The sequence below is a fragment of the Pseudomonas sp. EL_65y_Pfl1_R83 genome, from assembly GCF_963970695.1.
Taxonomy (GTDB): Bacteria; Pseudomonadota; Gammaproteobacteria; order Pseudomonadales; family Pseudomonadaceae; genus Aquipseudomonas; species Aquipseudomonas tritici.
In genome coordinates this window covers 82,071-106,667 of record NZ_CAXAQI010000013.1, presented here as the reverse complement: position 1 = coordinate 106,667, position 24,597 = coordinate 82,071, and the positions used below count along the sequence as shown (strand labels likewise).

Annotated in this window: 20 protein-coding genes and 1 pseudogene; 14 read left to right on the top strand and 7 right to left on the bottom strand. The window is 59.0% G+C overall.

All coding sequences use genetic code 11. From position 1 onward, the window contains the following. Positions 1-222: 222 nt before the first annotated feature. Entirely contained in the window at positions 223-2,274 is a 2,052-nt protein-coding gene (locus AACY08_RS18960; RefSeq protein ID WP_339470863.1) for a hypothetical protein, read from the bottom strand. A 145-nt stretch (positions 2,275-2,419) separates the two neighbouring features. Then, the gene (locus tag AACY08_RS18955) at positions 2,420-4,408 is read right to left on the bottom strand and encodes a hypothetical protein (protein ID WP_339470862.1); all 1,989 of its coding nucleotides are present in this window, start codon (positions 4,406-4,408) and stop codon (positions 2,420-2,422) included. A 261-nt stretch (positions 4,409-4,669) separates the two neighbouring features. Between AACY08_RS18955 and AACY08_RS18950 the strand changes: the two genes are divergently transcribed. The 5 genes from AACY08_RS18950 (at position 4,670) to AACY08_RS18930 (ending at position 9,818) form a co-directional block, all read left to right on the top strand. Then, positions 4,670-5,698 (top strand): LacI family DNA-binding transcriptional regulator, encoded by a 1,029-nt coding sequence (locus AACY08_RS18950; RefSeq protein ID WP_339470861.1) that lies wholly within the window; start codon positions 4,670-4,672, stop codon positions 5,696-5,698. A gap of 91 nt (positions 5,699-5,789) precedes the next feature. Further along, entirely contained in the window at positions 5,790-6,572 is a 783-nt protein-coding gene (locus AACY08_RS18945; protein ID WP_339470859.1) for a sugar phosphate isomerase/epimerase family protein, read from the top strand. Continuing rightward, positions 6,565-7,506 (top strand): sugar kinase, encoded by a 942-nt coding sequence (locus tag AACY08_RS18940; protein WP_339470858.1) that lies wholly within the window; start codon positions 6,565-6,567, stop codon positions 7,504-7,506. Before AACY08_RS18945 ends, AACY08_RS18940 begins: the two co-directional genes overlap by 8 nt. Positions 7,507-7,551: 45 nt before the next feature. Continuing rightward, complete coding sequence (locus AACY08_RS18935) at positions 7,552-8,844, top strand: MFS transporter (RefSeq protein ID WP_339470857.1); 1,293 nt, start codon at positions 7,552-7,554, stop codon at positions 8,842-8,844. Next, positions 8,841-9,818: a 2-hydroxyacid dehydrogenase gene (locus tag AACY08_RS18930; RefSeq protein ID WP_339470856.1), complete on the top strand. Its 978-nt coding sequence runs from the start codon at positions 8,841-8,843 to the stop codon at positions 9,816-9,818. The genes AACY08_RS18935 and AACY08_RS18930 overlap by 4 nt, the downstream gene beginning before the upstream one ends. Positions 9,819-9,909: 91 nt before the next feature. Here the strand turns inward: AACY08_RS18930 and AACY08_RS18925 are convergent. Then, positions 9,910-10,231: pseudogene (locus AACY08_RS18925) on the bottom strand (HAMP domain-containing protein); the annotation flags it as partial. A gap of 83 nt (positions 10,232-10,314) precedes the next feature. Between AACY08_RS18925 and AACY08_RS18920 the strand changes: the two are divergent. From AACY08_RS18920 to AACY08_RS18910, 3 genes are read left to right on the top strand one after another with little or no spacing between them, the layout of a single operon-like run. Continuing rightward, positions 10,315-11,742 carry a nucleobase:cation symporter-2 family protein gene (locus tag AACY08_RS18920; protein WP_339470855.1) on the top strand — a complete coding sequence of 476 codons (1,428 nt, stop codon included), beginning with the start codon at positions 10,315-10,317 and terminating at the stop codon, positions 11,740-11,742. 12 nt (positions 11,743-11,754) lie between these two features. Continuing rightward, on the top strand, positions 11,755-12,216 hold the full coding sequence (locus AACY08_RS18915; protein ID WP_025857294.1) for an LEA type 2 family protein: 462 nt from the start codon (positions 11,755-11,757) through the stop codon (positions 12,214-12,216). A gap of 5 nt (positions 12,217-12,221) precedes the next feature. Continuing rightward, positions 12,222-12,797 (top strand): GNAT family N-acetyltransferase, encoded by a 576-nt coding sequence (locus AACY08_RS18910; protein ID WP_339470853.1) that lies wholly within the window; start codon positions 12,222-12,224, stop codon positions 12,795-12,797. Here AACY08_RS18910 and AACY08_RS18905 read toward each other — a convergent pair. Then, the gene (locus AACY08_RS18905) at positions 12,794-13,720 is read right to left on the bottom strand and encodes a carbon-nitrogen hydrolase family protein (RefSeq protein WP_339418399.1); all 927 of its coding nucleotides are present in this window, start codon (positions 13,718-13,720) and stop codon (positions 12,794-12,796) included. The genes AACY08_RS18910 and AACY08_RS18905 overlap by 4 nt on opposite strands. 81 nt (positions 13,721-13,801) lie before the next feature. On the opposite strand from AACY08_RS18905, the gene AACY08_RS18900 reads away from it, so the two are divergent. After that, positions 13,802-14,716: a LysR family transcriptional regulator gene (locus AACY08_RS18900; RefSeq protein ID WP_339428019.1), complete on the top strand. Its 915-nt coding sequence runs from the start codon at positions 13,802-13,804 to the stop codon at positions 14,714-14,716. On the opposite strand, the gene AACY08_RS18895 is transcribed toward AACY08_RS18900, so the two are convergent. After that, positions 14,688-14,942: a hypothetical protein gene (locus AACY08_RS18895; RefSeq protein WP_049708634.1), complete on the bottom strand. Its 255-nt coding sequence runs from the start codon at positions 14,940-14,942 to the stop codon at positions 14,688-14,690. The two genes, AACY08_RS18900 and AACY08_RS18895, sit on opposite strands and share 29 nt — an antisense overlap. Positions 14,943-15,104: 162 nt before the next feature. Between AACY08_RS18895 and AACY08_RS18890 the strand changes: the two genes are divergently transcribed. After that, a complete protein-coding gene (locus tag AACY08_RS18890; RefSeq protein WP_339418395.1) occupies positions 15,105-15,425 on the top strand; it encodes a DUF883 family protein in 321 nt (106 codons plus the stop codon). Between the two features lie 33 nt (positions 15,426-15,458). On the opposite strand, the gene AACY08_RS18885 is transcribed toward AACY08_RS18890, so the two are convergent. Beyond that, entirely contained in the window at positions 15,459-16,496 is a 1,038-nt protein-coding gene (locus AACY08_RS18885; protein WP_339470851.1) for an Ldh family oxidoreductase, read from the bottom strand. Positions 16,497-17,075: 579 nt separating this feature from the next. Here AACY08_RS18885 and AACY08_RS18880 point away from each other — a divergent pair. After that, positions 17,076-21,839, top strand: a complete 4,764-nt coding sequence (locus AACY08_RS18880) for a dermonecrotic toxin domain-containing protein (RefSeq protein ID WP_339470849.1) — start codon at positions 17,076-17,078, stop codon at positions 21,837-21,839. A 20-nt stretch (positions 21,840-21,859) separates the two neighbouring features. Here AACY08_RS18880 and AACY08_RS18875 read toward each other — a convergent pair whose 3' ends face one another. Beyond that, positions 21,860-22,129 carry a PepSY domain-containing protein gene (locus AACY08_RS18875; protein WP_339418391.1) on the bottom strand — a complete coding sequence of 90 codons (270 nt, stop codon included), beginning with the start codon at positions 22,127-22,129 and terminating at the stop codon, positions 21,860-21,862. Positions 22,130-22,272: 143 nt separating this feature from the next. Between AACY08_RS18875 and AACY08_RS18870 the strand changes: the two genes are divergently transcribed. The 3 genes from AACY08_RS18870 (at position 22,273) to AACY08_RS18860 (ending at position 24,597) form a co-directional block, all read left to right on the top strand. Beyond that, positions 22,273-23,268: a FecR family protein gene (locus AACY08_RS18870; RefSeq protein WP_339470847.1), complete on the top strand. Its 996-nt coding sequence runs from the start codon at positions 22,273-22,275 to the stop codon at positions 23,266-23,268. Positions 23,269-23,596: 328 nt separating this feature from the next. After that, positions 23,597-24,046 carry a hypothetical protein gene (locus tag AACY08_RS18865; protein WP_339470845.1) on the top strand — a complete coding sequence of 150 codons (450 nt, stop codon included), beginning with the start codon at positions 23,597-23,599 and terminating at the stop codon, positions 24,044-24,046. After that, positions 24,046-24,597, top strand: coding sequence for an adhesin (locus AACY08_RS18860; RefSeq protein WP_339470843.1), 552 nt, complete (start codon positions 24,046-24,048; stop codon positions 24,595-24,597). The genes AACY08_RS18865 and AACY08_RS18860 overlap by 1 nt, the downstream gene beginning before the upstream one ends.

Sequence of the window (24,597 nt, the reverse complement as noted above, 5' to 3'; positions counted from 1 at the left end):
AGAATCTGGCTGGTTCCAAAGTGCGTGGGAGCCTGCCAATCGAGCGGGTGCCAAGGTATCCAGAGTGATTACCGGTATATGTAGGACTTATCTTAAGTAGTTGCATCTATAGGCGTTTTGCTCCAGGTAAATCCCCCTGCCGCCGACATAGGAAGGTATTTTTTTCAAAAAAAAAGCCAAAGAGCGAATTAACCGCTCTTTGGCATAGCCCCTCAACAATCACTATGGACCGGGTACAGCGCCTCCATCGCAGAAGGTCCCGTTAGTGCCCGACGCTCCGGATTTCTGACCGCGTACGCGCTGGATCGCATCATTGGAGTTCAAGGGCGCTCCACCTGCCTGCGGGATGCTGTAGAAGAGTTTTGCTGAACCTGCAAGCCTTGTCGCAAACGTCGGTTGGATGGTTTTGAAGATCGTCGCATAGGGCCCGAGGTTCATCGTGAATCCAAGGTTGATCTCGGACTGTTGGGTAATTGTGTGAGTTGCAGTACCCACCGCAGCGGGCACCTCCATACCCGCGGTAGCGGCATCATCGCTAAAGCCCTGCCAGTGCAACGTCACTAGCATGTTCAACGCAAACTCAGTGCTTGGCGGGATAAATACCACCAAATCACCGGGTGGAGGTCCTTTGGGTACGAAGCTGTCGCAGTTGATGAAGACGCCCGACGTTAGATTTCGCACCACAGGTTTGTCCAGCGAGACAAAGTTCGCCGTCACGTTCACAGGCGTAAGGGGTGGTTGCTGTGTATTGGCGCTGCCCGTCGCCTCGATGGTGTAGTGCGCCAGTTTGGTGCCGTTTTTTCCGGCGACGATAGCGGCCCAGGGGATGGTCATGTCAATTTCTTGATCAGCTACGCCATTGGGTACAGGCAGGGCGGGAGGTACAAAAAGCCCGTCATAATAAAGCCTGATCGTAAAGGCTCGAGCGTCGGGGGTGGGTGGATCACTCCAAAGCTTAATGCGCGCGACAGCATCGCGCGTGGCATGCTCTGGAGTCAGTTCATTGTCAGGTCCTTCTGCACCTACGAAGTCTTTACCGATCACCCGAACTGGATTCAGATTGATATTGATCGGGTCTGGTCCACCCGGTGTAGGCCCTACCACAAACAGATCCAAATCGGTCGTCGCAGTCAAGACCGCTGGATAGGAAACGGTGCGGCGCTTGATAGAATAAGAAACCGTCAGTGGCAACAGCCCCACCGTTGCACCGTAGAGTGCTACCAGCGTGGGGTAACTGATCTGGATGGGTACCGGGAAGGTTGCACTGCCCACGGGAAAAGGTAACTCAGTGTGCGAACCGAGGCTGGTGGTGAGGGTGACCACCAGCTCATCGTCAGCGCGTAAGACGTCGTCATAGGCAGGGATGCGCACCGTCAAACCGTTGAGTGCCGCTACGTCCGGGCGATTGGTCAACCCATCACCGGGGACAGCCAAATCGATGGTCGGGGCTTTGAAATTGCTGGGGCTGGGAAACAGGCTTACGTCAACGTTGAAGGCACCTGACTGTTTGTACATCGGATTGCCCGCCGCATCCACGATCAGATACCGCAAGCTGTGGACGCCATCCCCAGCCCCTTGAACGACCGATAGCGGCAGGGGGAAAGTGCGATCGGCGGGAATTAGCCAATACGGGTCAGGGTTACCTACGACGGGCAGGTAGGGATCATCCGAATTAGCCCAGAAGAACAGTGCACGATCGCCCGAGGCTCTGCCATAAGCGTCATAGTCCGGAATGGTGAAGACTGCAGATTCATTCGGCTTGGCCAAGAAGTAATCAGCCCCCACGGATGCAGGCAGGTCACTGGGAGGAATAGGTGCGGGAATGGTTCCAACATAAGCCTCATAGGGCCCTTCAAGGTCAGCAATCAATAACTGGGGCAGAGACTCGGTAGTGTTACCCACTTTGAAGACGAAAAACGAATATTTGATCTGGTGAATACCGGGTGCACGCCGAGCTCGCGCGATATTCACATCCAGCCCGGTTGCCGGAAGTGAAGATACACTTTGGGTCAAATAAGGATCACCGAAGTCGGCTGCATCATTTGGCTTGATCCATAATTTGAAAGTGTCGGGTTCAGCTGGGTCCGTACTGAAGTCGTCCGGCCGGGGAACAATAAACTTTGTATTTTCGCTCAATGAGGCTGCGCGTGTAAGCAAGCCGGGAAAACCTGGGACCTGCTCCTCCAGTACGCCATCAGAAAGAGCGGATATTCCGGGATTGGCCCTGCGTGAGTTCTCAAAGCATCGAATGGTGTCCAACGTTTTCTTTTTCATGTTGATCTCCGCGGCTATTCAGATAGCACAGTAATTTCACGGCGTGCGCGGGCGCGCACCAATACCTCATTGAGGTTTAATTATTACAACGACAACCTTGTAACTTCGACTACCCACAACAACGACACTCGGGACCGGAAAGCATTCACTCGCTCGACACACGTGTTGCGACACCCGTGTTTGAACATGAAACAACGTCGCCCGCCTTGCAATAACCACCCGAGCTATAGTTCAGATCAACACGAATTCTTCGGGGCAAAGACTCACCTATCAGTGCGCCCCCTCGCCTAACTTGGTACCACGCTTTCGCAGTACCGAAGTCTTTCATGGGAACAACTTTATCTTCGTAGGGGGCAACAACGAAGTTCAACCCATTCGCCAGATCAGCGCTGTTATTAAAAGCGCCATTTTCTGCAAACATCGATTCAACAATCACCGGCGGCGACCAGTTATTATTGTCGTAACCCTCCCAAAAAAACCTGATCACGTCATTAAGTTCAAAGAGCGGATCAGCCGTGACATGCCAGTGAACACCAAAAAACACTTCAGGCTTGGAGCAACATGACAAGTACCCCGCCCCCCCCACCAAGGTATGGTTAAGCACAGGCGCCGGAAATTGAATCAGCGTGCCAGTATTCACAGTCACGAATGTATTATCAGCTTGTTGGTCATTCACTCCGTTACTGGTGGTGTAATACACCGGCAGTGCAGGATGTATGAAGCCCTCCATCACGGCCCAGGGGATTACCGTAGAAAATACCAACTGGCCTTCCACATCACCGGGCTGGACGGTATAGGAGGCAACCGGCCCAATCCCGTTCCAGTAAAAGCGCACTATCTGACCAGGCTGCGGGTCCTGATAAAGCAATACACGCGCACGAGCACCTGCCGGATTGTCATCATGGTTGACTACGTTCTTGGTGTTGGAGACAAGCCCCCAAACCTGCGCCAGGGGCAAGTCTTGGTTGAGCAAGGCCGGCGCGTTGGCATGGTCCTGCCCGGCGATCGTCAAGTTGACATCGACAGGTATCGCGAAGGACGGAAATGGCGGCAGGCTGCCGCGAATAATCTCGTAGCGCACCGGCACTGTTTCTGGCGCCAGCGGGTCCGTCAACGGCCCCCGTAGAACCGACCAATCAATCGGTACATCGGTGGGAAAACCAAGCACATCCTGAAGCGGTGCGGGACGGTCTTTCCAGTAAACGCGAACCTGATCCCCTGGCGCCCAATCGGTATAGCCGTTGATCCTGACGTAGATCCCTGCGCGGGCGTCTTCACGATTGATCAGCGCATCACTGTAACGTTCAGGCGGATAGATTTCCGGCAGTGGCCGTGGCCCGGGCAATGGAATCAGCGCCAACTGAAAGGGAAGACCGGCACTGCGGACACTGAAATTACCGGCCCTGTCGAAAATTCGATAGAAGATAAACGCAGCACCATTGATCAACCCACGGAACTTATCCGCCGGCAGATAGACGATCAATGGATCGCCACTCAACACCAACTCATAAATATAATCCGGCCCGGCAACCGGAGGGTTTGCAGCATTGGACAGATAGAGGTGAATTTTGTCGCCGTCGCTGCGGCCAGTATAAGGGAGAAGGTGAAATGCCACCGGATCGTTATTGAGCAGGTACGTTTCATCGACTGCCGGTGATGGCGGCACCACAAACTCAAGATGCTGGGCTGGGTCCACTAACTCTGGGTTGTTCTGGTCGATCGTGAGTGTTCTTTTGGGTTCTAGTTCGCTGCGTCCACCAAATGAGTCTGTGACAACGTAATAGAGCTGAACAGGACCGGACAAGGATTGCATTATAAGGGAGTCAATTGTCAGCACATGCTCAGTCGGAAACGGTGGCGGTGGCGCAGTGACAGTCTTTGATTCCGTGTGAATAACCGCTGCCCCTTGCATCAAAATGAGGTCAAGGATGTGCGGGCTATCCAGCGGCACAGGCCCCGGGCCCCACATGGGAATTTTCACTTCTAGGTCTGCAAGCAATACATTTCTTTTTATCAGACCCGTAGGGTCTAAGGGGTCCACTCCGGTGATACCCATCGGGGCTAATGACAGTGCGCCCTGCGCATTCAAAGAAGCGCTACCCGTGCTAGTGCCTGAACTGGAGGTGCTTGGCATCACAACTTCCTCAACGCTGCAACGAGAGAGCGCCGCCAACAACGGAAATACTGGTCGACGTTTGAAGAAATTAAATACTCAATTTGATGCATCCGAAACTGTCAGAACTCACAGGTAAGGCAGACCGTTGGTCGGTTTACGATCCGTTGGACCGGAGACTTTCACGGATTAGTGCTTGACGGTTCAGGCTGCATGGTGTTTTCTGAAACCGGTTTCAGATTGTGCGCCAGTCGTCTATTCCAATAAGAAAGGCTTGTCTTCATGACCACATTTTCCGCCGCCCAGCGCAGCCGCGTTACCATGCTCGACGTCGCCGAGCGCGCCGGTGTGTCCAAGGCCAGCGTGTCGCGTTTTATCGGCGACGACCGCGCCCTGCTCTCCGATGCCATTGCCCTGCGCATCGAGCAAGCCATCGAACACCTCGGCTACCGCCCCAACCAGATGGCCCGTGGTCTCAAGCGTGGCCGCACGCGCCTGATCGGCATGCTGGTCGCCGATATCCGCAACCCCTATTCCATTGCCGTGATGCACGGCGTCGAAACCGCTTGCCGCCAGCACGGCTACAGCCTGGTGGTGTGCAATACCGACCGCGATGACGAACAGGAGCGCCAGCACCTGGCCGCGCTGCGTTCGTACAACATCGAAGGGCTGATCGTGAACACCCTCGGTCATCACCTCGACCAACTGCTGGAACTGCAACGGGAAATGCCGCTGGTATTGGTGGACCGCAAGGTCGAGCCGCTGCACAGCGACCTCGTCGGGCTGGACAACCCGTCGGCGGTGCGTATGGCGATGGAACACCTGGAGCAACAGGGTTACCGCAATGTGCTACTGGTGAGCGAAGCCACCGATGGCACCAGTTCGCGGTTGGAGCGCCTGGAGAGTTTCAACGCACACATTGCCAGCCGTCCGGCGTTGACCGGTGCGGTGCTGGAGCTCGATAGCGAGTTGGAAACCCATCTGCAAACCTTTCTTGCCAAACCCGGCGCCAAAGCGTTGTTCTGCGCCAACGGCGTCGCCGCATTGGCCTGTACCCGTGCGCTCAAGCGCCTGGGCTGCAACCTGTTCGAGGATATCGGCCTGATCGCCCTGGATGATCTGGACTGGTACCCACTGGTGGGCAATGGCATCACCGCCCTCGCCCAGCCGACCGAGGCGATTGGCGCCACGGCGTTCGACTGTTTGCTCAAGCGCCTGCGCGGCGATACCGAGCCGAGGCGCACGGTGGATTTTGTTCCCGAGCTGATCATTCGCGGCTCAACCCAGCCTCAGCCAGGAACCACCCCGTAGCAGCTGCCTCGTCGGGGCTCGACAGCTGCAACGCCACTCTTATTTCAAGATTTGCATACAAAAATGAAACCGGTTTCAGAGGTAAACAACAATGCACAAATACCCCGTCTCTATCAGCCTTTCCAGCTACGGCGCCGACCTGGTGCGCCAACAGGGCCAATCGAGTTTTGTCGAGGTACTGGCGGCCGCAGGCGCCCAGCGCATCGAGTGGCGTGAAGAGCTTTTAACCCACGAACAGCCCGCCGAACTGGCCCATGCGGCTGCGCAGTATCGGCTGGAGTCAGTGTTCTCATCGCCCCTGGAACTCTGGGTCGCCGGCCGCGCGCAACCGAACGCCGAACTCCCCGCCACCCTGGACCGTGCGCAGGCTTTTGGCTCGCGCTGGCTAAAAGTCTCCCTCGGCTACTTCACCGACACTAACGACCTGGAAAGCCTGCACGCCCTGCTCACCCGCCACCCGGTCCAGCTGCTGGTAGAGAACGACCAGACCCTGCACGGCGGCCGAATCGAGCCAATGCAGCGTTTCTTCACCGAGGTGGAACGCCTCGGCCTGCCGGTAAAAATGACCTTCGATATCGGCAACTGGCAATGGCAGGACCAATCCGCCCTTACCGCCGCACGCCTGCTGGGCCGGCATGTGGATTATCTGCACTGCAAGGCTGTGGCCCGTCGCGCAGATGGCAAGTTGGTCGCCCTGCCGCCTGGCGCCACCGACCTGCATCTGTGGGAACAACTGCTCAAGCACATGACTCCAGGTATTACCCGGGCTGTGGAATTTCCGCTGCAAGGTGATGACTTGATCGACATCACCGCGCAGCAAGTCGCCGCCCTCACCCTGCTGGGCCAACCTAGTGCGGAGAATGCGCATGTCTGAGATCGATATCCTCTCGTTTGGTGAAACCATGGCGATGTTTGTCGCCGAGCAAACCGGCGACCTGGCCCACGTGGCCCAATTCCATAAACGCATCGCGGGCGCCGACAGCAACGTCGCCATTGGCCTGTCGCGCCTGGGCTTCAACGTGGCCTGGCTGAGCCGTGTGGGCAATGATTCCCTCGGGCGTTTTGTGGTCGACACCCTGAAGAAAGAAGGCCTCGATTGCCGGCATGTGGCGGTCGACACGTTGCACCCCACGGGTTTTCAGCTCAAGTCGCGCGAAGAAGCCGGCGATGATCCGCAGGTGGAGTACTTCCGCAAGGGTTCAGCGGCCAGCCATCTGTCCATCGCGGCCATCAGTCCTGCCTTGCTGCAAGCCCGCCATCTGCATGCCACCGGTATTGCGCCGGCGTTGTCTGAGGCGACGCGCGAGCTGTCCATCGAGTTGATGACACAAATGCGCAAGGCCGGGCGCAGCGTGTCGTTCGACCCCAACCTGCGCCCTTCGCTATGGCCCAACCAACACACGATGATCCGCGAAATAAACGCCCTTGCGGGTCTTGCTGACTGGGTACTGCCGGGCCTGAGTGAAGGCCGCTTGCTCACCGGTTTCGATGACCCGGCCGACATCGCCGCGTTCTACCTCGACCAGGGCGCCGAAGCCGTGGCAATCAAGCTCGGCCCGGACGGCGCCTACTACCGTACCCAGATGGACCAAGGCTTTGTCGCCGCCGTGCGGGTGGAAAAGGTCGTGGACACGGTCGGCGCCGGTGACGGTTTTGCCGTGGGCATGATCAGCGCCCTGCTGGAAAACCTCAGCTTCCCCGAGGCGGTTCGGCGCGGCAACTGGATCGGCAGCCGCGCCGTGCAGAGCCGTGGCGATATGGAGGGTTTGCCCACCCGTTCAGAGTTGCACACCCGATCCGTCGCGTAACCCAACACCTGTTGCCACAACTACAACAAGCTCAGGAGCAACTCCATGGAAACCGTGAAACTCGCCACCCGCCGTTGGTGGTACATCATGCCTATCGTGTTTATCACCTACAGCTTGGCGTACCTGGACCGCGCCAATTATGGCTTCGCCGCCGCCTCCGGCATGGCAGAAGACCTGATGATCACCCCGGGCATGTCGTCGTTGCTGGGTGCACTGTTTTTCCTCGGTTACTTTTTCTTCCAGGTGCCGGGAGCGATCTACGCGCAAAAGCGCAGCGTTAAAAAACTGATTTTCGTCAGCCTGATTCTGTGGGGAGGCCTGGCTACACTGACCGGCGTGGTGTCCAACGCCTACATGCTGATCGTGATCCGTTTCATGCTGGGCGTGGTGGAAGCGGCGGTGATGCCGGCCATGCTGGTGTACCTCTGCCACTGGTTCACGCGTGCCGAACGTTCCCGCGCCAACACCTTCCTGATCCTGGGCAACCCGGTGACCATGCTGTGGATGTCGGTGGTATCGGGTTACCTGGTGCAGCATTTCAGCTGGCGCTGGATGTTTATCATCGAGGGTCTGCCGGCGGTGCTATGGGCGTTTATCTGGTGGAAGCTGGCCGATGAGCGTCCAAAGGATGCCAAGTGGCTCAGCGATACTGAGAAACAGGACCTGGAAACCGCGCTGGCCGCTGAACAGGTTGGCATCAAGGCGGTGAAGAACTACGCCGAAGCCTTTCGTTCGCCCAAGGTGATCATCCTCGCGCTGCAATTTTTCTGCTGGAGCATCGGCGTGTACGGTTTTGTGCTGTGGCTGCCGTCGATCCTCAAGGCCGGCTTGCAGATGGACATGGTCGAGGCCGGCTGGCTGTCGGCGATGCCGTATCTGGCGGCGGTGATCGGCATGCTCGTAGTCTCGTGGGGGTCGGACAAACTGCAAAAACGTAAGCGCTTTGTGTGGCCACCACTGCTGATTGCTTCCATCGCTTTCTACGCATCCTACGTACTGGGCGCCGAACACTTCTGGTGGTCGTATACCTTGCTGGTGATTGCCGGCGCCTGCATGTATGCGCCCTACGGTCCTTTTTTCGCCATCGTCCCGGAGATCCTGCCGGCCAACGTCGCCGGGGGCGCCATGGCACTGATCAACAGCATGGGCGCCCTCGGTTCGTTCGGTGGCTCGTACCTGGTGGGTTACCTCAATAGCAGCACCGGCTCGCCCGGCGCCTCGTACCTGTTGATGAGCGGCGCGCTCATGTTTGCGGTGGTGCTGACGATTTTACTCAAGCCCGGCGCCAGCGACCGCTCGCCGGCGCCAACCCTGGAGTTGAAGGTAAAGACCTCATGAAAATGTCTGTCGTGTTGTACAAGAAACTGTCCGCGCCGCTGATGGCGCGCCTGCATGAAAAGGCCGACGTCACGCTGATCGAAGCGCTGGATGACGCTGGCCTGGCCAAGCTGCGTGACGCCCTGCCCGGTGCCCATGGCCTGCTGGGAGCCAGCCTGCGCCTGGATGCAAAACTGCTCGATCTGGCGCCGCGGTTGAAAGCGATCGCCAGTGTGTCGGTGGGTGTCGACAACTACGATATCGATTACCTGACGAGGCGCGGCATTCTGCTCAGCAACACCCCGGACGTGCTCACCGAAACCACCGCCGACACGGGTTTTGCGCTGATCCTCGCGACGGCCCGGCGTGTGGTCGAACTGGCCGATATGGTGCGCGCCGGCCAGTGGAACAAAAACATTGGCCCGGCACATTTCGGCAGCGACGTGCATGGCAAGACCCTGGGCATCATCGGCATGGGCCGCATCGGCGAAGCCTTGGCCCAGCGTGGGCATTTTGGTTTTGGCATGCCGGTGATCTACCACAGCCACTCGCCCAAGCCGGCGGTGGAAGCACGCTTCGGCGCGCAGTACCGCAGCTTGAACGACTTGCTGCAACAGGCCGACTTTGTCTGCCTGACCTTACCGCTCACCGCTGAAACCGAGAAATTGATTGGCGCCGAGGCGTTTGCACTGATGGGCTCGGAGACGATCTTTATCAATATCTCGCGGGGCAAAGTGGTGGATGAGGCGGCGCTGATCGACGCGCTGCAACAGCGCACGATTCGGGCGGCAGGGTTGGATGTGTTCGAGCACGAGCCGCTGAATCACGATTCGCCGTTATTGCGCTTGAACAATGTGGTGGCCACGCCGCATATCGGCTCAGCGACCCATGAGACACGGGAGGCGATGGCCACGTGTGCGGTGGATAATCTGTTGCAGGCGCTGGCAGGGGAAAAGCCCAAGAACCTGGTGAATGCCACTGCCTGGAAGCAGTAACCCCTGACACACAAAAACCTATGTGGGAGCGGCGGTGCGAGCAAGTCGAATCGTCGCACCGCCGCTCCCACAGTTTTGACCGTATTCCAAATCAGTTAACGAATCGGACCACCATCCCATTCAAATCCACCGCTAGGCGCGACAGCTCATGGCTGGCCGCGCGGGTCTGGTTAGCACCCGCTGCAGACTGAGTCTGCCAGGCCTTCGATCATCACGGCGGTATTTTGCACGTCCTGGGTCTTGCCATCGTCTTCGATGGGTTTGGTGAGGTCACCACTGGCGATGATTTCTGCGACTGCCAGGGCCTTGCGCAGCGGCGTGACGATGCTGCGGGTGAGCAGCCAGGCCAGCAGTACGGTGAGCAATGCGGCAGCGACCGAAACGGCAATAACGCCGGTAATCGCACCTTCGTAGCTCTATAAATATTTTTTTACACTTCTGACGACTGTCAGTTTCTGGCATCCTGCGCCTCCATTTTCTGACCCGAGCCCGTATTTTGTCTGACGCTCAAGCCCCCCGCTCGCGCTATAAATCCGACCTGATCTACGGCTTGGAAGATCGCCCACACTTCACCGCGGCGATTTTTGCCGCGTTGCAGCATGTGCTGGCCAGCTTTGTCGGCATCATTACGCCCACGTTGATCGTCGGTGGCGTGCTGGGCCTGGAAAGCGAAGTGCCCTACTTGGTGAGCATGGCGCTGTTTGTGTCGGGGCTCGGCACCTTTGTGCAGGCACGCAAATTCGGCCCGATTGGCTCGGGTTTGTTGTGCCTGCAGGGCACCAGTTTTTCCTTTATCAGTGTGATTCTCAGCGCGGGTTTTATGGTCAAGGCCCGGGGCGGCGGTACGGATGAGATCCTCTCGACGATCTTCGGCATCTGCTTTTTCGCGGCATTTATCGAAGTGGTGCTGAGCCAGTTCATCGGCAAGCTGCGCAAGCTGATCACTCCGGTGGTTACCGGCACCATCATTACCTTGATGGGTTTGTCTCTGATCAAAGTCGCGGTGACCGACATGGCCGGCGGTTTTGGCGCCAGCGACCTCGGCGGCGCCAGCAATATGGGCCTGGCAGCGCTGGTACTGCTGACCATCGTGGTACTCAACCGTTTCAACAACCCGTTCCTGCGCCTGGGGTCTATCGTGATCGGCCTGACCCTGGGCTTCGTGGTCGCCTGGCTGATGGGCCGTGTGGACCTGGCGGCACTGCCACAGGTACCGTTGATCAGCGTGCCGGTGCCCTTCAAGTACGGGTTCTCGTTCGACTGGGTGGCGTTTATCCCGGTCGCGGTGATCTTCCTGATTTCGCCCCTGGAAGCGGCTGGCGACCTGACCGCCAATTCGATGATTTCCCAACAGCCGGTCAAGGGCCCGTTGTATATCAAGCGCATCAAGTCCGGCCTGTTGGCCGATGGCCTCAACTCGGCGATGGCGGCCACCTTCAACAGCCTGCCGATGGTGACCTTCGCCCAGAACAACGGCGTGATTCAGCTCACGGGCGTGGCGAGCCGCTACGTGGCGTACTTTATCGCCGGCCTGCTGGTGCTGCTGGGGCTGTTCCCGATGATCGGCGCGGTGCTGCAATTGATGCCCAAGCCGGTACTGGGCGGCGCGACCCTGATCATGTTCGGCACCGTGGCGGTGGCGGGTATCAAGATCCTTGCCGAAGCCGGGTTGCACCGACGCAATGTGTTGATCGTGGCGATCTCGCTGGGCATGGGCCTGGGCGTTGCCGCCGTGCCGGAAGTGCTGCGCGAGCTGCCCAAGGCACTGCACAACATCTTCGAATCGCCGATCACCGTGGGCGCATTCTGTGCAATCCTGCTGAACATTTTCCTGCCGGAAGAGTTCTTAGAGCTGGAAGAAGATGAATTTGATCCGGAGTCATCGACCCTCAAGGTGATGCAGGACCCGGACGTCACGAAATAGGAGCACTGTTATATGCGCAAGCTCATGGTTCTATCGCTACTGCTGCTGACCCTGAGCGCCTGCGCGCTGTTCCCCAATCGCGACCCGGTGAACATCAACGTGGTGGGCATCGAACCGCTGCAAAGCCAGGATCTGGAAGTACGCTTTGCCGTGAAGCTGCGGGTGCAAAACCCCAATGAAACGGCGATTGACTACAACGGCGTGGCCCTGGATCTGGAGGTCAATGGCCGGCCGTTGGCATCTGGGGTGAGTGATCAGAGCGGGTCTATCCCTCGTTTTTCCGAAACGGTACTGATGGTGCCGGTGAGTGTTTCAGCGTTTTCCGTGTTGCGCCAGACCTTGGGCCTGAGCCAGACCCAAAGCTTGAACAACCTGCCCTACGTGCTGCGGGGCAAACTGGCGGGTGGCTTGTTCGGTACGATGCGCTTTGTCGACCGTGGCACGCTGGACCTGCCGAATACGGTGACCTGGTAAACGCCATGCAGCCTGTATTGCTGACTGACCGCCTGATCCTGCGCCCGCTGACCCTCGACGATGCAGAGGGTATCCAACAGCAATTCCCCCATTGGCAAGTGGTGCGCTACCTGAACGCCCTGGTGCCGTGGCCTTACCCGGCCAATGGTGCACGCGCCTACCTGGAACAGATCGCCCTGCCCGCCATGGCCCGTGGCGAGGAATGGCACTGGTCGATCCGCTTGAAAAGCGCGCCGGAGCAGTTGATCGGCAATGTCAGCTTGATGGATGAGCAGGACAACAACCGAGGCTTCTGGCTCGGCCCGCAGTGGCAGGGACAAGGGTTGATGAGTGAAGCCAGCGCGGCGGTGACCGACTATTGGTTTGGTGTGCTCAAGCGCCCTGTGATGCGCGTGCCCAAGGCCGCGCCTAACCGGGGCTCGCGGCGCATCTCCGAACGCACAGGCATGCGTTTGATCAGGACGGAGAAAGGCGAGTTTGTCGAGGGCAGCTTCCCAAAAGACATCTGGGAAATGACCCGCGATGAATGGCTGAAATCCAAATCCCCCAGCCAGCGCCCACCTTTTTCCACCGCGTTTTAGTCCGTGATAAAGCGCACGCCGGGTTTTTCGCGTTCATCCACCGTCAGCTCGAACACATCCGGCCGGGCATAGTGCCCCACCACGTCATAGTCATACCGCGCCCGCACCAAGTCAGCCGTATCGATTTGCGCCGTCAACAACCCCGCCTTACCCAGCAAAGGCCCCGCTAAAATGTCGCCCATCGGCCCGACAATCACGCTGCCGCCAGCGATCAACGGGCGATCCGACGGCCAGTTGGCAACCGCCACCCCCAGCGCCTCGGGCGAAGCCTGCACCTGACACGCACTGACCACAAAGCAGCGCCCTTCATGAGCCACATGACGCATGCTCACCTGCCACATCTCACGCTCGTCCACTGTCGGTGCGCACCACACCTCCACACCCTTGGCGTACATCGCCGTGCGCAGCAACGGCATCATGTTTTCCCAGCACACTGCGCCACCGATGCGCCCGACTGCCGTATCGATTACCGGCAAGGTTGAGCCATCGCCCTTGCCCCAGATCAGTCGTTCGGTGCCGGTAGGCATCAATTTACGGTGCTTGGCGACCAAGCCACCCGCCGGTTCGAAGTACAACACCGTGCAATACAACGTGCTGCCACTGCGCTCGATCACGCCAAGCACCAGGCTGGCACCGGTACGCGCCGACAGACCGGCCAGCGCTTCGGTCTCGGCGCCCGGCACATCGATGGCATTGGCAACATATCGGGCAAAAGCTTCCCGGCCCTCGGGCAGGCGATACCCCAGCTGCGTGCCGAAACCCTCGCCTTTGGGATAGCCACCCAGCAGTGCCTCGGGCATCACCACCAATTGCGCGCCGCTGCGCGATATCTCGTCTTCATAGGCCAGGATCTGCGCCAGGGTTTCAGCCTTGCCACCCGGCAAGGAGCCAATTTGCAGGGCCGCCACAGTCGATACAGGCATCACGATCACTCCGAAGTCAGGGGTTGCCCATTGTCCCGCCAGCCTCGATCATGAATAAAGCCCCCTTCACTGCTGAATGATATGAGCCAAATGAATATCGCCCAGGTCGACCTGAACCTGCTGAAAACCTTTGAAGCCCTGCATGATGAGTCCAGCGCCAGCCGCGCGGCATTGCGCCTGGGCGTCACACAATCGGCCATCAGCGCAGGGTTGCGGCGCCTGCGCGAGGTATATGACGATCAATTGTTCGTGCGTACCGGACGCGGCCTGGCGCCGACCTTGCGGGCGAACCAATTGAAGCCGCTGATCAGTGAAGCGCTGGACCGCTGCCGACAGAGCCTGGCCATGGTTAATCCGGACAATCAGCAGTATCAGGGCCGGTCCGTGGTGCTGGGTTTATCCGATGACTTCGAAATAGCCTACGGCCGACGGCTGATGGATGAAATTACCAGGCGCGCGCCGAGACTGCGGGTGATTTTCCGTCAGACCCACAGCCAGATCGTGGCCGGAGCGCTGCTTGATCGCACGTTGGACCTGGCGATTACCGCAGGCGGCTTCGCGCACAGCAGGCTGAGTCGCCAAGTGCTGGGGGAAGGTGATTATCGCTGCCTGGTGGACGCCGACCAGCCAAGCATGAGCCTGGACGAGTTCGTCACCCGCGAGCATGTGCTGGTGTCATCAGGCGGGTTTATCGGGATCACCGACGAGGGCTTGGCGGCGCAGGGGCTCAGTCGTCAGGTGTGTGCGTCTACCAGCCACTTCGCCGCGCTGCCGTTTTTGCTCAAGGGCAGTCAGGCGGTTGCAACCATTCCCGGCCACGCCGCCGAGGTCATCGGCGCAATGACCGGATTGCGCGTTCTGGCGTGCCCGCTGGCCCTGCCGCGCTACCCGATCGAGCTGGGCTGGCGAACCCAGGCGCAGCTCGATCCACTATTGCTGAAGGTGCGTGAAGCGATTGTGGCGAGCTTTACTTGGTCGCCGCCATCAACTTGTTAACCTCACTGCGCACCATGTTGGAAAACTCTGGCGGCGACATACCGTCAAGTTCCGCACGTACCCATTCGGCCCACTTGCCTTTGCGCTTGGCGCGCTCGCCGAACAACCGCGCGGCCTCGCCCTTGGCCTTGCCCAGGTTGCTTTGCCACAGGTCATAGAGGCGCGACTTTTCATCTTCCAGCTCGGCACGTTCGGCGAGGGTCTTGTTGGCGAGATTGAAGCTCATGTTGAATTTCCTGCTGCGCAAATAGACGACATCTTACACTGTAGGTCGAAACTTCCTGATTCGGATTTTACGCAGGACAACGCTTCGGAAAAAAACTGCAACTTTTGCCGCAGCCCAATACTCCATTGTTCACTGTCATATTCACTCGCAAGGAGTCACACAATGGCCCGCAAAACCGCCGCCCAAGCTGTCGAAGAGCAAATCAAGGACCAAGCCTTCAGCGAGCTGCAATCGCTGATCGAAGAATCGGACAAGCTGCTCAAGAGCAGTGCTTCACTGGTTGGCGAGGAAGGTGAAACCCTGCGCGAGCAGGTTGCAATCAAGCTCAAGCAAGCGCTGGACTCGGTATCCAACGTGCGTGAACGCAGCAAGCCAGTAGTGGATGCCACCGAAACCTACATCGGTGGCCACCCTTGGCAGACCGTTGCGATTTCCGCAGGCTTTGGCCTGGTGGTGGGCCTGCTGTTGGGTCGTCGCAACTGATGCATTAAAGGCTGCGCCCATGGCGCAGCCTGTTCAGCCGGCGGCCAAAGCCCGCAGGCCTTGCAACTCCTCAGCGTCCAAGACGATCCCTTCCTGCTCGGACCTGAGCCGCGTCCGGTGCCGCCGATCTCCCGGCAGACGCCGCAACCCTGCCGCATGCATCTGTCGCACCAGCTCCTGGCTGCGCTCGGCGAAGCTCTGCCCTGCGGTCTTGCTGGGATCGATCACGATCAACAACTGCCCTGTCCAAGGCGTACGCGCTCCCGGATGATCGGACCAGTTGAATTCAAACGAGAAGTTACCGCCGGTCAACGCCGCGGCCAGCAGTTCGACCATCATCGAAAGCGCCGACCCCTTATGCCCGCCAAACGGCAACAGGGCGCCCCCTTCAAGAATCGCCCTTGGGTCCTGAGTCGGCTGACCCAGCCCATCAACACCCATGCCCGGAGGCAAACGCTCCCCTTTGCGCGCGGCAATCTGCACGTCACCGTGGGCAATAGCGCTGGTGGCCAGGTCAAATACGATAGGTAAACCATCGGCGCGTGGGGCTGCGAAGGCGATAGGGTTGGTGCCGAACAACGGGCGGTCGGCGCCGTGGGGCACCACGCAGGTCATGCTGTTGACCACGCTCAACGCCACCAGCCCCTGCTCGGCGAACGGTTCGACATCCGGCCACAAGGCCGCGAAATGATGGGAGTTATGGATCGCCATTAAGGCGATCCCGGCACTCCTGGCTTTTTCCACCAGTAGTGCACGGGCAGCTTCCAGGGCCGGCTGGGCAAAGCCGTTGGCGGCGTCCACCCGCACAAACCCCGAGGCCACGTCGGTAACCTGCGGCACCGCACGGCCATCCACCCAGCCACTGGCCAGGGTACTGAGATAACCGGGAATACGAAAAATGCCATGGCTGTGGGCGCCGTCGCGTTCAGCGCTGGCGCAATTGTGGGCGAGGATCGCAGCCACCTCAGGCGAGGTGCCATGGCGCTCAAAGACCTGTTGCAACAAAGCCACCAGCGCAGTGAAGCTAATGGAAACATTGGAACTCTCAACGACCTTGGACGGCGTAGACATCTGAAGCTCCGAATTATGATTGGAAGGGGCAACAAGACGGGAGACTCGAGCCTGTGATTAAACAACGCGGCGTGCGCCTGCTGTCAATCAGCGTTTGCGAGACCCGTTGTGTTTGCATCAGCTATCTACCGCTGCAACGGCACCATCGCTACCTAATCTGGCGCTCGAGACACCCCCCTGGTCCTGAGAGAGCAACCCATGGCAAGCGTAACTCCCGCGTATTTTTTCGATGAATTCCTGCGCCCGATCACTCGCAAATACCCTTCAGACAGAGAGCGCGCGCTGGGCTTGACCCTGAAGGATCTCGAATGGCTGATGACGATCTACACCCCCACCGACGCCGTGCGCCAGAGCCGCGAGTCGCCTATGGCCGTTGAAAAACTGGTGATTGAGAGGCTTGGGAAATCTGCAATACCGCTGGCCGGCGTGTTTATGATGAGCCCGTCCCCTGACGAAAAAAAGGCGCTGCTATACAGTCCTTACGGAGGAATCGAGGTATTCGACAACCGCGCCACCGTAATAGCAGAAATTAGGGAACGCCTCACAAACAATATATTACGCGTTGATTTAGTTAGTTTTTTGTCTATTGATCAGCGTCAGGATGGTGGCTTCGATGGTACTTTTACCCTGACTGCTGCACCCGTTACGGGCATCGTCTTTGTGGACCAGGAACAAACGATTGAGGCAAGCCAGAAACGTAACGTGCAACGCATGCTCGAGGAGTTACGCAAGCTCCCCACCCTGCCCTCAATGCTCGACAAACTGCTGGGCATCATGGCGCGCCCTTACTTTCCCAAGCTCGATCAGCAACAGACGTTGGTCAATAGTTTCCTGGTTCCAGCGCAGGACAGCGGTGATGCCGTGACCCGATGGGTGGGCTCGGCGACCCTCAATGAGACCTTGCTGCACTACTACCTGAAACAGGGGTGGCCGGCCAACCAAACGCGCGCGTTCACCCACCCCAAGCACGATACACGCGCCATGACGGCCAACGCGCTCAAACAGGAACTTGCGCAGTGGGAGCACGTGGTAGAACAAACCGCTGCCGTCTTCTCCACGCTGCTCAGTAGCCTGTTGCAGACGTGGTGGAATGAAGATATCGGCGGCAACCAATCGCGCATGGATTTGTTTGCCCAGGTAATGAGTGACAAATTTCGCGCCGACCTGCTGCTCAAGCGCCAGAACGCTATTCTGACGTCCGAGGAAGCTCATCGACTGCGTGCCGTGTTCCTCCCCGACAAGGCGTCACGCAGCGCCTGGCATGCGCCCTTGCGGATCGAAAAGGTCAGCATTCATGCGCCCTATCAACATTATGTTGAGTTGGCTGCAACCTTGTTGATCAGCGACACGCATGCCTACCTCTACACCCAGACGCGCGGGCTGCAGGTGCTCAAGAACCTTGATGACCTGAAGGACGTCCTGCTGAGCATGCTCAAGGCCGCCGGGCATGAGGACGAGTTGCTTAATTTCCTGTCCCTGGACGAGCGCAGCCTGTACCTGGGCATGGATGCGGTGCAAGTCAGCGGGCTGCCAGTGGCCGAAAGTGTGTTCGGTGGGATGGTCAAGGACATTGCCAGCAAGCAATTGAGCAACATGGACCATGCACTCGCGCTCTTTCGCCGCAACGACGGTGCAGCAGACCTGGCAGCGCTGCTCGATTGCGCCCTGGACCTGCGCCACATGCTCGACCACCGGCTGCTGGCCCTGGAAGCCGAAGGACGTTGGAGCCTTCACCCAGCCACCAGCGGCAACGGCCGGCCCTCGACGGTTCAGGCGGAGCGCGCCAAACAACAGCGGGTAGCACTGCGCGCGGCTCAGGAAGCGTTGATGGCGCAACGCCAGAAACATCCCACTCTGCGCAGCTTGGCTTTACATGCCCTGAAGACGGCGTTGGCCCTACACCTACTGGACCTGGACCCCACGGATGTATTCGCCAACACCTACGCCACTGAAGCGCAGCAACAGGAGGACCGTGCCCCTGAATCTTCACGAAGCATGGTCGATCATCTCGTCGAGCGTCTGGCAAAGGTTGCCGACCCTGTCGGCGACTCGCCACGCATCGGTCTCTACAGCGCTCGCCGCAGCGGGACCGCCACGCGTTGGAACAACCTGAACAGCCGTGTTTTCAATACGGTCATCGACCAGGCCATGCGCCCTTTTGTACAGCACGACATACGCACCTTGCCGCGCCTGTTCCTGGAAGGTCATCGCAACGAAATGAACGCTTCCCTGATGCAGGGACTGCGCAGCGAGGCCGAACTGCGGCTGCTCAACAAGACATTGAGCCCCGACCACCAGGCGATTCTCGACGCGGTCCTGCGGCCCGACAGCATGACTCGCGACAAGCGCCATGGGCTCAAGGGTTTTCTGCCGGATGCCTACAGCTTGACGCTGACCCTGGGCGACGACCAAAGAGCCCACCCCCTGGCCAGCTGTTTTGCACTGACGCAGCGCGGCGGTATCGACCCTGAGCTTTCGGGTAACGTCGTGCTCTGGACACCCCAGCAGGGTCTTGAACCCTTCGCCTCAGTGCACGCCTTGCGCCAATCCCTTGAACTGCGCCTGACCCAACCCGACCGGCGCTTGCCGCTGTTGCTTAACCTACCCATGAGCCTTCGCGCGCCCCATCAGGTCTATCGCCTCGGGCCCCTGCAACGCATCGACGAACATTTTTTGAACAACCGCCAGCAGAGCTACCTGGATTACCACCTCGACGCCATCGACTACTGGCTCGCCACGCCACTGGGGCCAACGCCATTGCAAGACCGCCTGGACGAGCAAATGCGACAGCTGGCGCCGTCGAACCTGGAGCGCGCCAGTGCCATCGCCCAGGCAATGGTTCAGCAGCAGGCCTTGCCAGTGTGGCTGGGTATGGCTTCGGCCGAGGATCAATTGCTGCACGCCGAACTGTTGGAGCAGTACCGCCTCAGCGCGCCAGACAATCAGGACTACCTGCACAGCGTGCCTACCTTGCGTGAACACGTTGCCAGCACCTTGACGGGCCTGCTCAAGGCGCGCTTCCCCGACGCCGCCCTGGACCCGGAAAACATCCAGATACCGGCAAGCGTACTGCTCGACGGGCATGCCCAAAGCCTGACCGACTTTGCTCTGCGCCACCTGCCGGAACCGAACGCCGACAACCTCACCCCCACCGCCCGCGACACCACCACCCTGCCGCTAGCACTGGACGGCACGGCAGTGGTGCAGTTGGTCCGCCAGTTGGATATTGCTAAAACCTACCGCGAATGGCTCACCACGCACCTCGCCGCCGATACCGACGATGCCCGACAGCGTCGCGCCCTGTTTTGCCGTCAATTACCCTGGCAGGTGCTGCGCCACGCCCATGAAGAAAAACTCGAAGAGCGCCTGAGTGCTGCGGCCTGGTGCTTTATCCAGCAAATTTTCGACATGCCGGATGCCGAGGCGCGGGATAAGGTCGACGGGGCTGCAGCAAGGATTCACCCCTTGGAACTGATCGCTACCCCGGGCGCGACGCCGGTGACCGTCCCTTGCGTCTACGTGATCGGCCCGCAGGCGCCGGCGACCGGCCCGCTGGTGCTCTACGCGCCATACGCACCTTTGCGCGTGCTCACGGAATACACCAACGAAGAAAGCTTGCGCACTCAGATCAACCGCCCCGGCCCTTTACAGGATTGGATCATCCGGCAGTTGGGCGATCCCGACCAGGCGATATACCGCAACCTGCTCAGGCAACCGGCCGCCCCGGACACACAGGAGGTCAGGCTGGCCTCACACCCGATCAGGCGCAATATTCTGCCGCGGCTATTCGATGACAACACGGCGCAGTTGATCAAAATGCTCGCCTGCCAATTCGAACGCGGGAGTAAAGATCAGTGGGACGGGGTCACCGGCCTGTTACGCAGGGGCATCCCCATGGCAGCGCAGTTTATTGCGGGCAAACTCCAATTCCCGTTGGTCGTGTGGCGCAGTTTCAAGTTGTTCCAGGCTTCGGCCGAGGCCTTGCAGCAACAGCATTTCGGCGCAGGCTTGCTCAGATTCATCCAGGGATTGGGGACACTCGCTTCATTGCGCGAGGAACTCGATGAGCTACTGGAGCCGTTGCTTTCACCGCCAGCCACGGATCTGCCGGACAGTATCCCTGCCCCTGTGACGACCATTGCAACACTGGACGTGACAAACCCGGTGCGTACCCGCATGCAGTACTTTGAAGACGTGACAGTGTCGCTGGCGCAGTTGGAGCAAGATCCGTCGCAGCATGTTTATGTCACACCGAGCGGCAATCATTATGTGCCGGTGGCCGGGCGGGTGTACCCGGTCGAAAGAGCCGGCGCACGCTGGCGGGTGCGCCTGGCGCAGGTGCTGGGCCCGTTTGTCGAGCGCAACGCACAGGGCGGCTGGGTGTTGGACTTTTCTGCACAAGAACCGCGGTTCGGTCCCGCGGTGTCGCGTTTCAAAGGACGGGTCGTCACCTATAGAGTCGAGCGCAGTTCGATCAATATTGAAGCGGTGGGAATGCCGGCGATCCGTGCACTCCATCCTGGAAAAGCCTACTGCATCGACCGCGCGCTCAACGTCGCGATTTACTACGCGGTCATGTGTGAACGCAATCTCGCGGTCTTTGCCCAGCAACGTGATCCGGATTCGCGCGTAGGCCGCTTCTTGACCGAAATGTTCGGTATACCCACTTTGAACGCAGCGCAGGTCACGAAAATTCAGAAACGTGTCGCCGAGATTACCAAGGGTTTGACCCAGCAAAGCCTGATCAGGCCAGATTCAACCCGACTCGTCACGGGCGCGGCCCGTTGGTCGCCGACCAACACCTATGCTTTTGTAATACCCGCAGACCCAGAGCAGAAAATCTACTTGCTCGACTACTTCTTCAATACGCACATGGACGCTTATCGGGGTCATCTCAACGCGCCGTTCGATCTTGACGATCATGCAAGGGCAGCAACCCTGATCCATGAGATAAGCCATATGGTCTCGAAGACTGAAGATATCGCCTACCTGGACTCCATGCGCCCGTTTGCCGACTTGATCAGCCGGGGTACGGCGGACGGCCTGCGACAGCATACCGCGCTGTCCAACCTGCAACGCACCGCGCTGTCAGTGCTGACCCCTGCCACCATGCTGTTTAAAACATGGGACGACCTTTCACTTCAATGGGAGGACGTAGGAAGTTTGGGCTCGACCAAACCGCGTGACAAGATTCTGAATCTCACCGGCGCCAGGACGCTTGACGATGCCCGGCAAATCTTTATGAGCGATGCGGACCGAAGGATGGACATCATTCTGGCCAATGCGGACTCGGTGACCTATTTGATTACGCACCTGGGGCGCAAGCTGGTTCAGGGGGCCTGAACAGGCCCCCGAGGGGTGTATCAGTCTTTCTGGTCGCGCAGGATGTTGCCCGAGGCGCCATCAATGCGGGCTTCATATACGGTGCCGTCAGACTTGCGGCCTTTGACTTCCCAGTAGCCATTGTCGTCTGCCTCAGCGGCGTACACCTCGACGTATCCACCTTTGGTCTTGGCAACTTCAATCGCCTTCTCGATCGGGATCCAGCCCGCGCCCGGCTTGTCGGCAAAGGCAGCACCGGCGCCGAGCAGCGCGGAGGTTGCACACAGAGCGACTAAGGTTTTCTTCAGCATTTTCTTACTCCATTGTGGGAAATGTCCTGAATTTCTTAGGTGCTTTCAAACGAGAATAAGTTCCAATTGATGTGCAATCGCCATGATGGCTGTTCTCGCGGCCCATCCTGGGAGGTTAGAATGTACGAAATCAGGATGAGTTAATGAGCGAAAAGTCCATTTCAGAAGCCGAATATGACGCCATCACCGACGCCGCCGCGCATTGGTGCATGCGCCTGCACGCGGGTGATTGCACCGCGAGTGAACGTCAGGCTTTTGCCCAATGGCACGATTCGCACCCGCTGCACGCCTTCGAATATGCGGCAATGCTGGAGATCTGGGACGTTGCGGACCATCTGCCACGCCAAAACACCACACCGCCAGAGGTGCCGTTCAAGCCCCGTAGCCGGTCGCGCATCTACGCGGTGGCTGCGGCGATCTGCCTGGGCGCCCTGCCCCTGGCCGCCTTCACTGGCTGGGAAGCCGGTTGGTTGCCCAGTTCCTATGAGCGCTTTGATGCCGCTAATGGCCTGCGCCAGGTCATCCTCGACGATGGCAGCCAGGTAGAACTCAACCTGGGCACCGAACTGGTCTACAGCAACTACAAGGACCAGCGTCGGGTCACTCTGAAAAAAGGCGAGGCGTTCTTCAAGGTCAGCCATGACAGCGCCCATCCGTTCATTGTGCACGCCGGCAGTGGTCAGGTACGTGTCACGGGCACCCAGTTCAACGTCTGGAAATATGGAGACCAGGTACGGGTGATGTTGCTTGAAGGCTCGGTTCAGATTGCCAGCGATCAGGTCCATGGTAGCGTGCCCCTGACACCCGGCATGCAAGCCAGCTACCAGCAGGGTGATGCCACGCCACGCGTGCGCACGATCAACCCGAATGACACCGCGCTGGCCTGGCGCCAGGGCAAGCTGGTCCTTGACAACCTGGCTTTGGCCGACGCGTTGCCGCTGATCAACCGCTACCTGAGCAAGCCGGTGATGCTGGCCGACGCCACGACCGGAGCGATACGCATCGGTGGTATCTACAACATCGATGAGGTCAACAACCTCGTTCCCTCCCTGCCCAAGGTTTTGCCGGTATACCTGACCCAGAACCAGGACGGCAACCCCGTACTCAATTCTATTCCGCGTAAAACACCCAAAGGCTGACACCCTGCCTCCTTGCACGGGGGATGTCGCGCCGCAAGTGTCCATTTTTTTAACACTCCCCTGCCTTGAATCGCCCGTGCTCAGCGCATTCACCGTTTTGTCACACGTGTTGTTACAGCGCTGATACAGCCAGTGAAGCGTTTGCGCAGTGGCTAAGTCTGTGGGTTTGGGCAGGGTGCTGTTTCAGGATTGAAACAGCGATGCCATCACTTTGCCCTTCAATGCCCGTAACACATTGAATACCAAGGCCAAATAAAAAGCGGCACGGCTTCTGCTCTATCCCTTACAGCGCTGTTTAGGGTCAGCGCGAAGAATAAGGAATGCCGCCGTGAATACATTCACTCAAGGTTCGATGAACGTGTTGCTGATCAGCTGTGCACTCAGTGTCGGCCTCAGTGTTCCGAGCTATGCGGGTGACGGCGTTATCGTGACGGGTCGAGACGTACAGGGGCACATGTACGGTCGATCTGCATTCGGCAAAGACCCCTACCCCACTACCGCCAATGCCAATCCGAGCCGCGAGATCCTAGGGTCCACCAGCGAGCTCAGTGACATGGACATCGGTGGCATCAGCAGCGGCTCAAGCATCACCCGCGCCATCATCCCAAACGGCAACATCCCTGGTTTGACTAACACCCAAGGCAGCGTGTCGACACTCGGTTCCGGCGCAGCCGTCAGCCATGGTGCAGGCGCCTCCATGGGCGGGCAGATCAGCGATTCAATCCAACGTGGCATGGCCCCCCTGAACAACCTCGGCAGCATGATGGGGGGCAAATAATGAAACGTTCCCTGCTGCTTCTCGCCCTGCTGAGCAGCACGGCGGCCATGGCCGACAACACCGCCGTGATTAACAACAGCGGCAAAGACTACAACGGCAACGTGATGATCAATCAGGCGGCCGGCAACCAGCAACAAATGGCCAATAACCGCGCCGTCACGCTCGGTGGGCAGGCCACCACCCGCAATACCCAGAACATGAACGGCAACGTCGATCCCTCTCTCAACGCGAAGGCCTCGATCGAAGGCGCCTCTTTTACCAATGGCAACGGCATGGTGGGCATCAACCAGTCCGCCGGGGCCAATAACCAATCAATCAATGCCGTGCGGATCAGCATCAACCCTGGCCCGCAAAGCATCGACGACAGCGTCCTGTTGCAACAGAACACGACGACGCTGGCAACCGACTCAGGGCTCACCCCCACCACTGGCAGCCGCCAGGTCGTGACAAGCGACCAGGCCTTCACCGGCAGCCGAGGAGTGATTCAGGTGAACCAGAGTGCAGGGGTGGGGAACCGAGTGGCTAACACCCTGGGCATCACTATCAAGTAA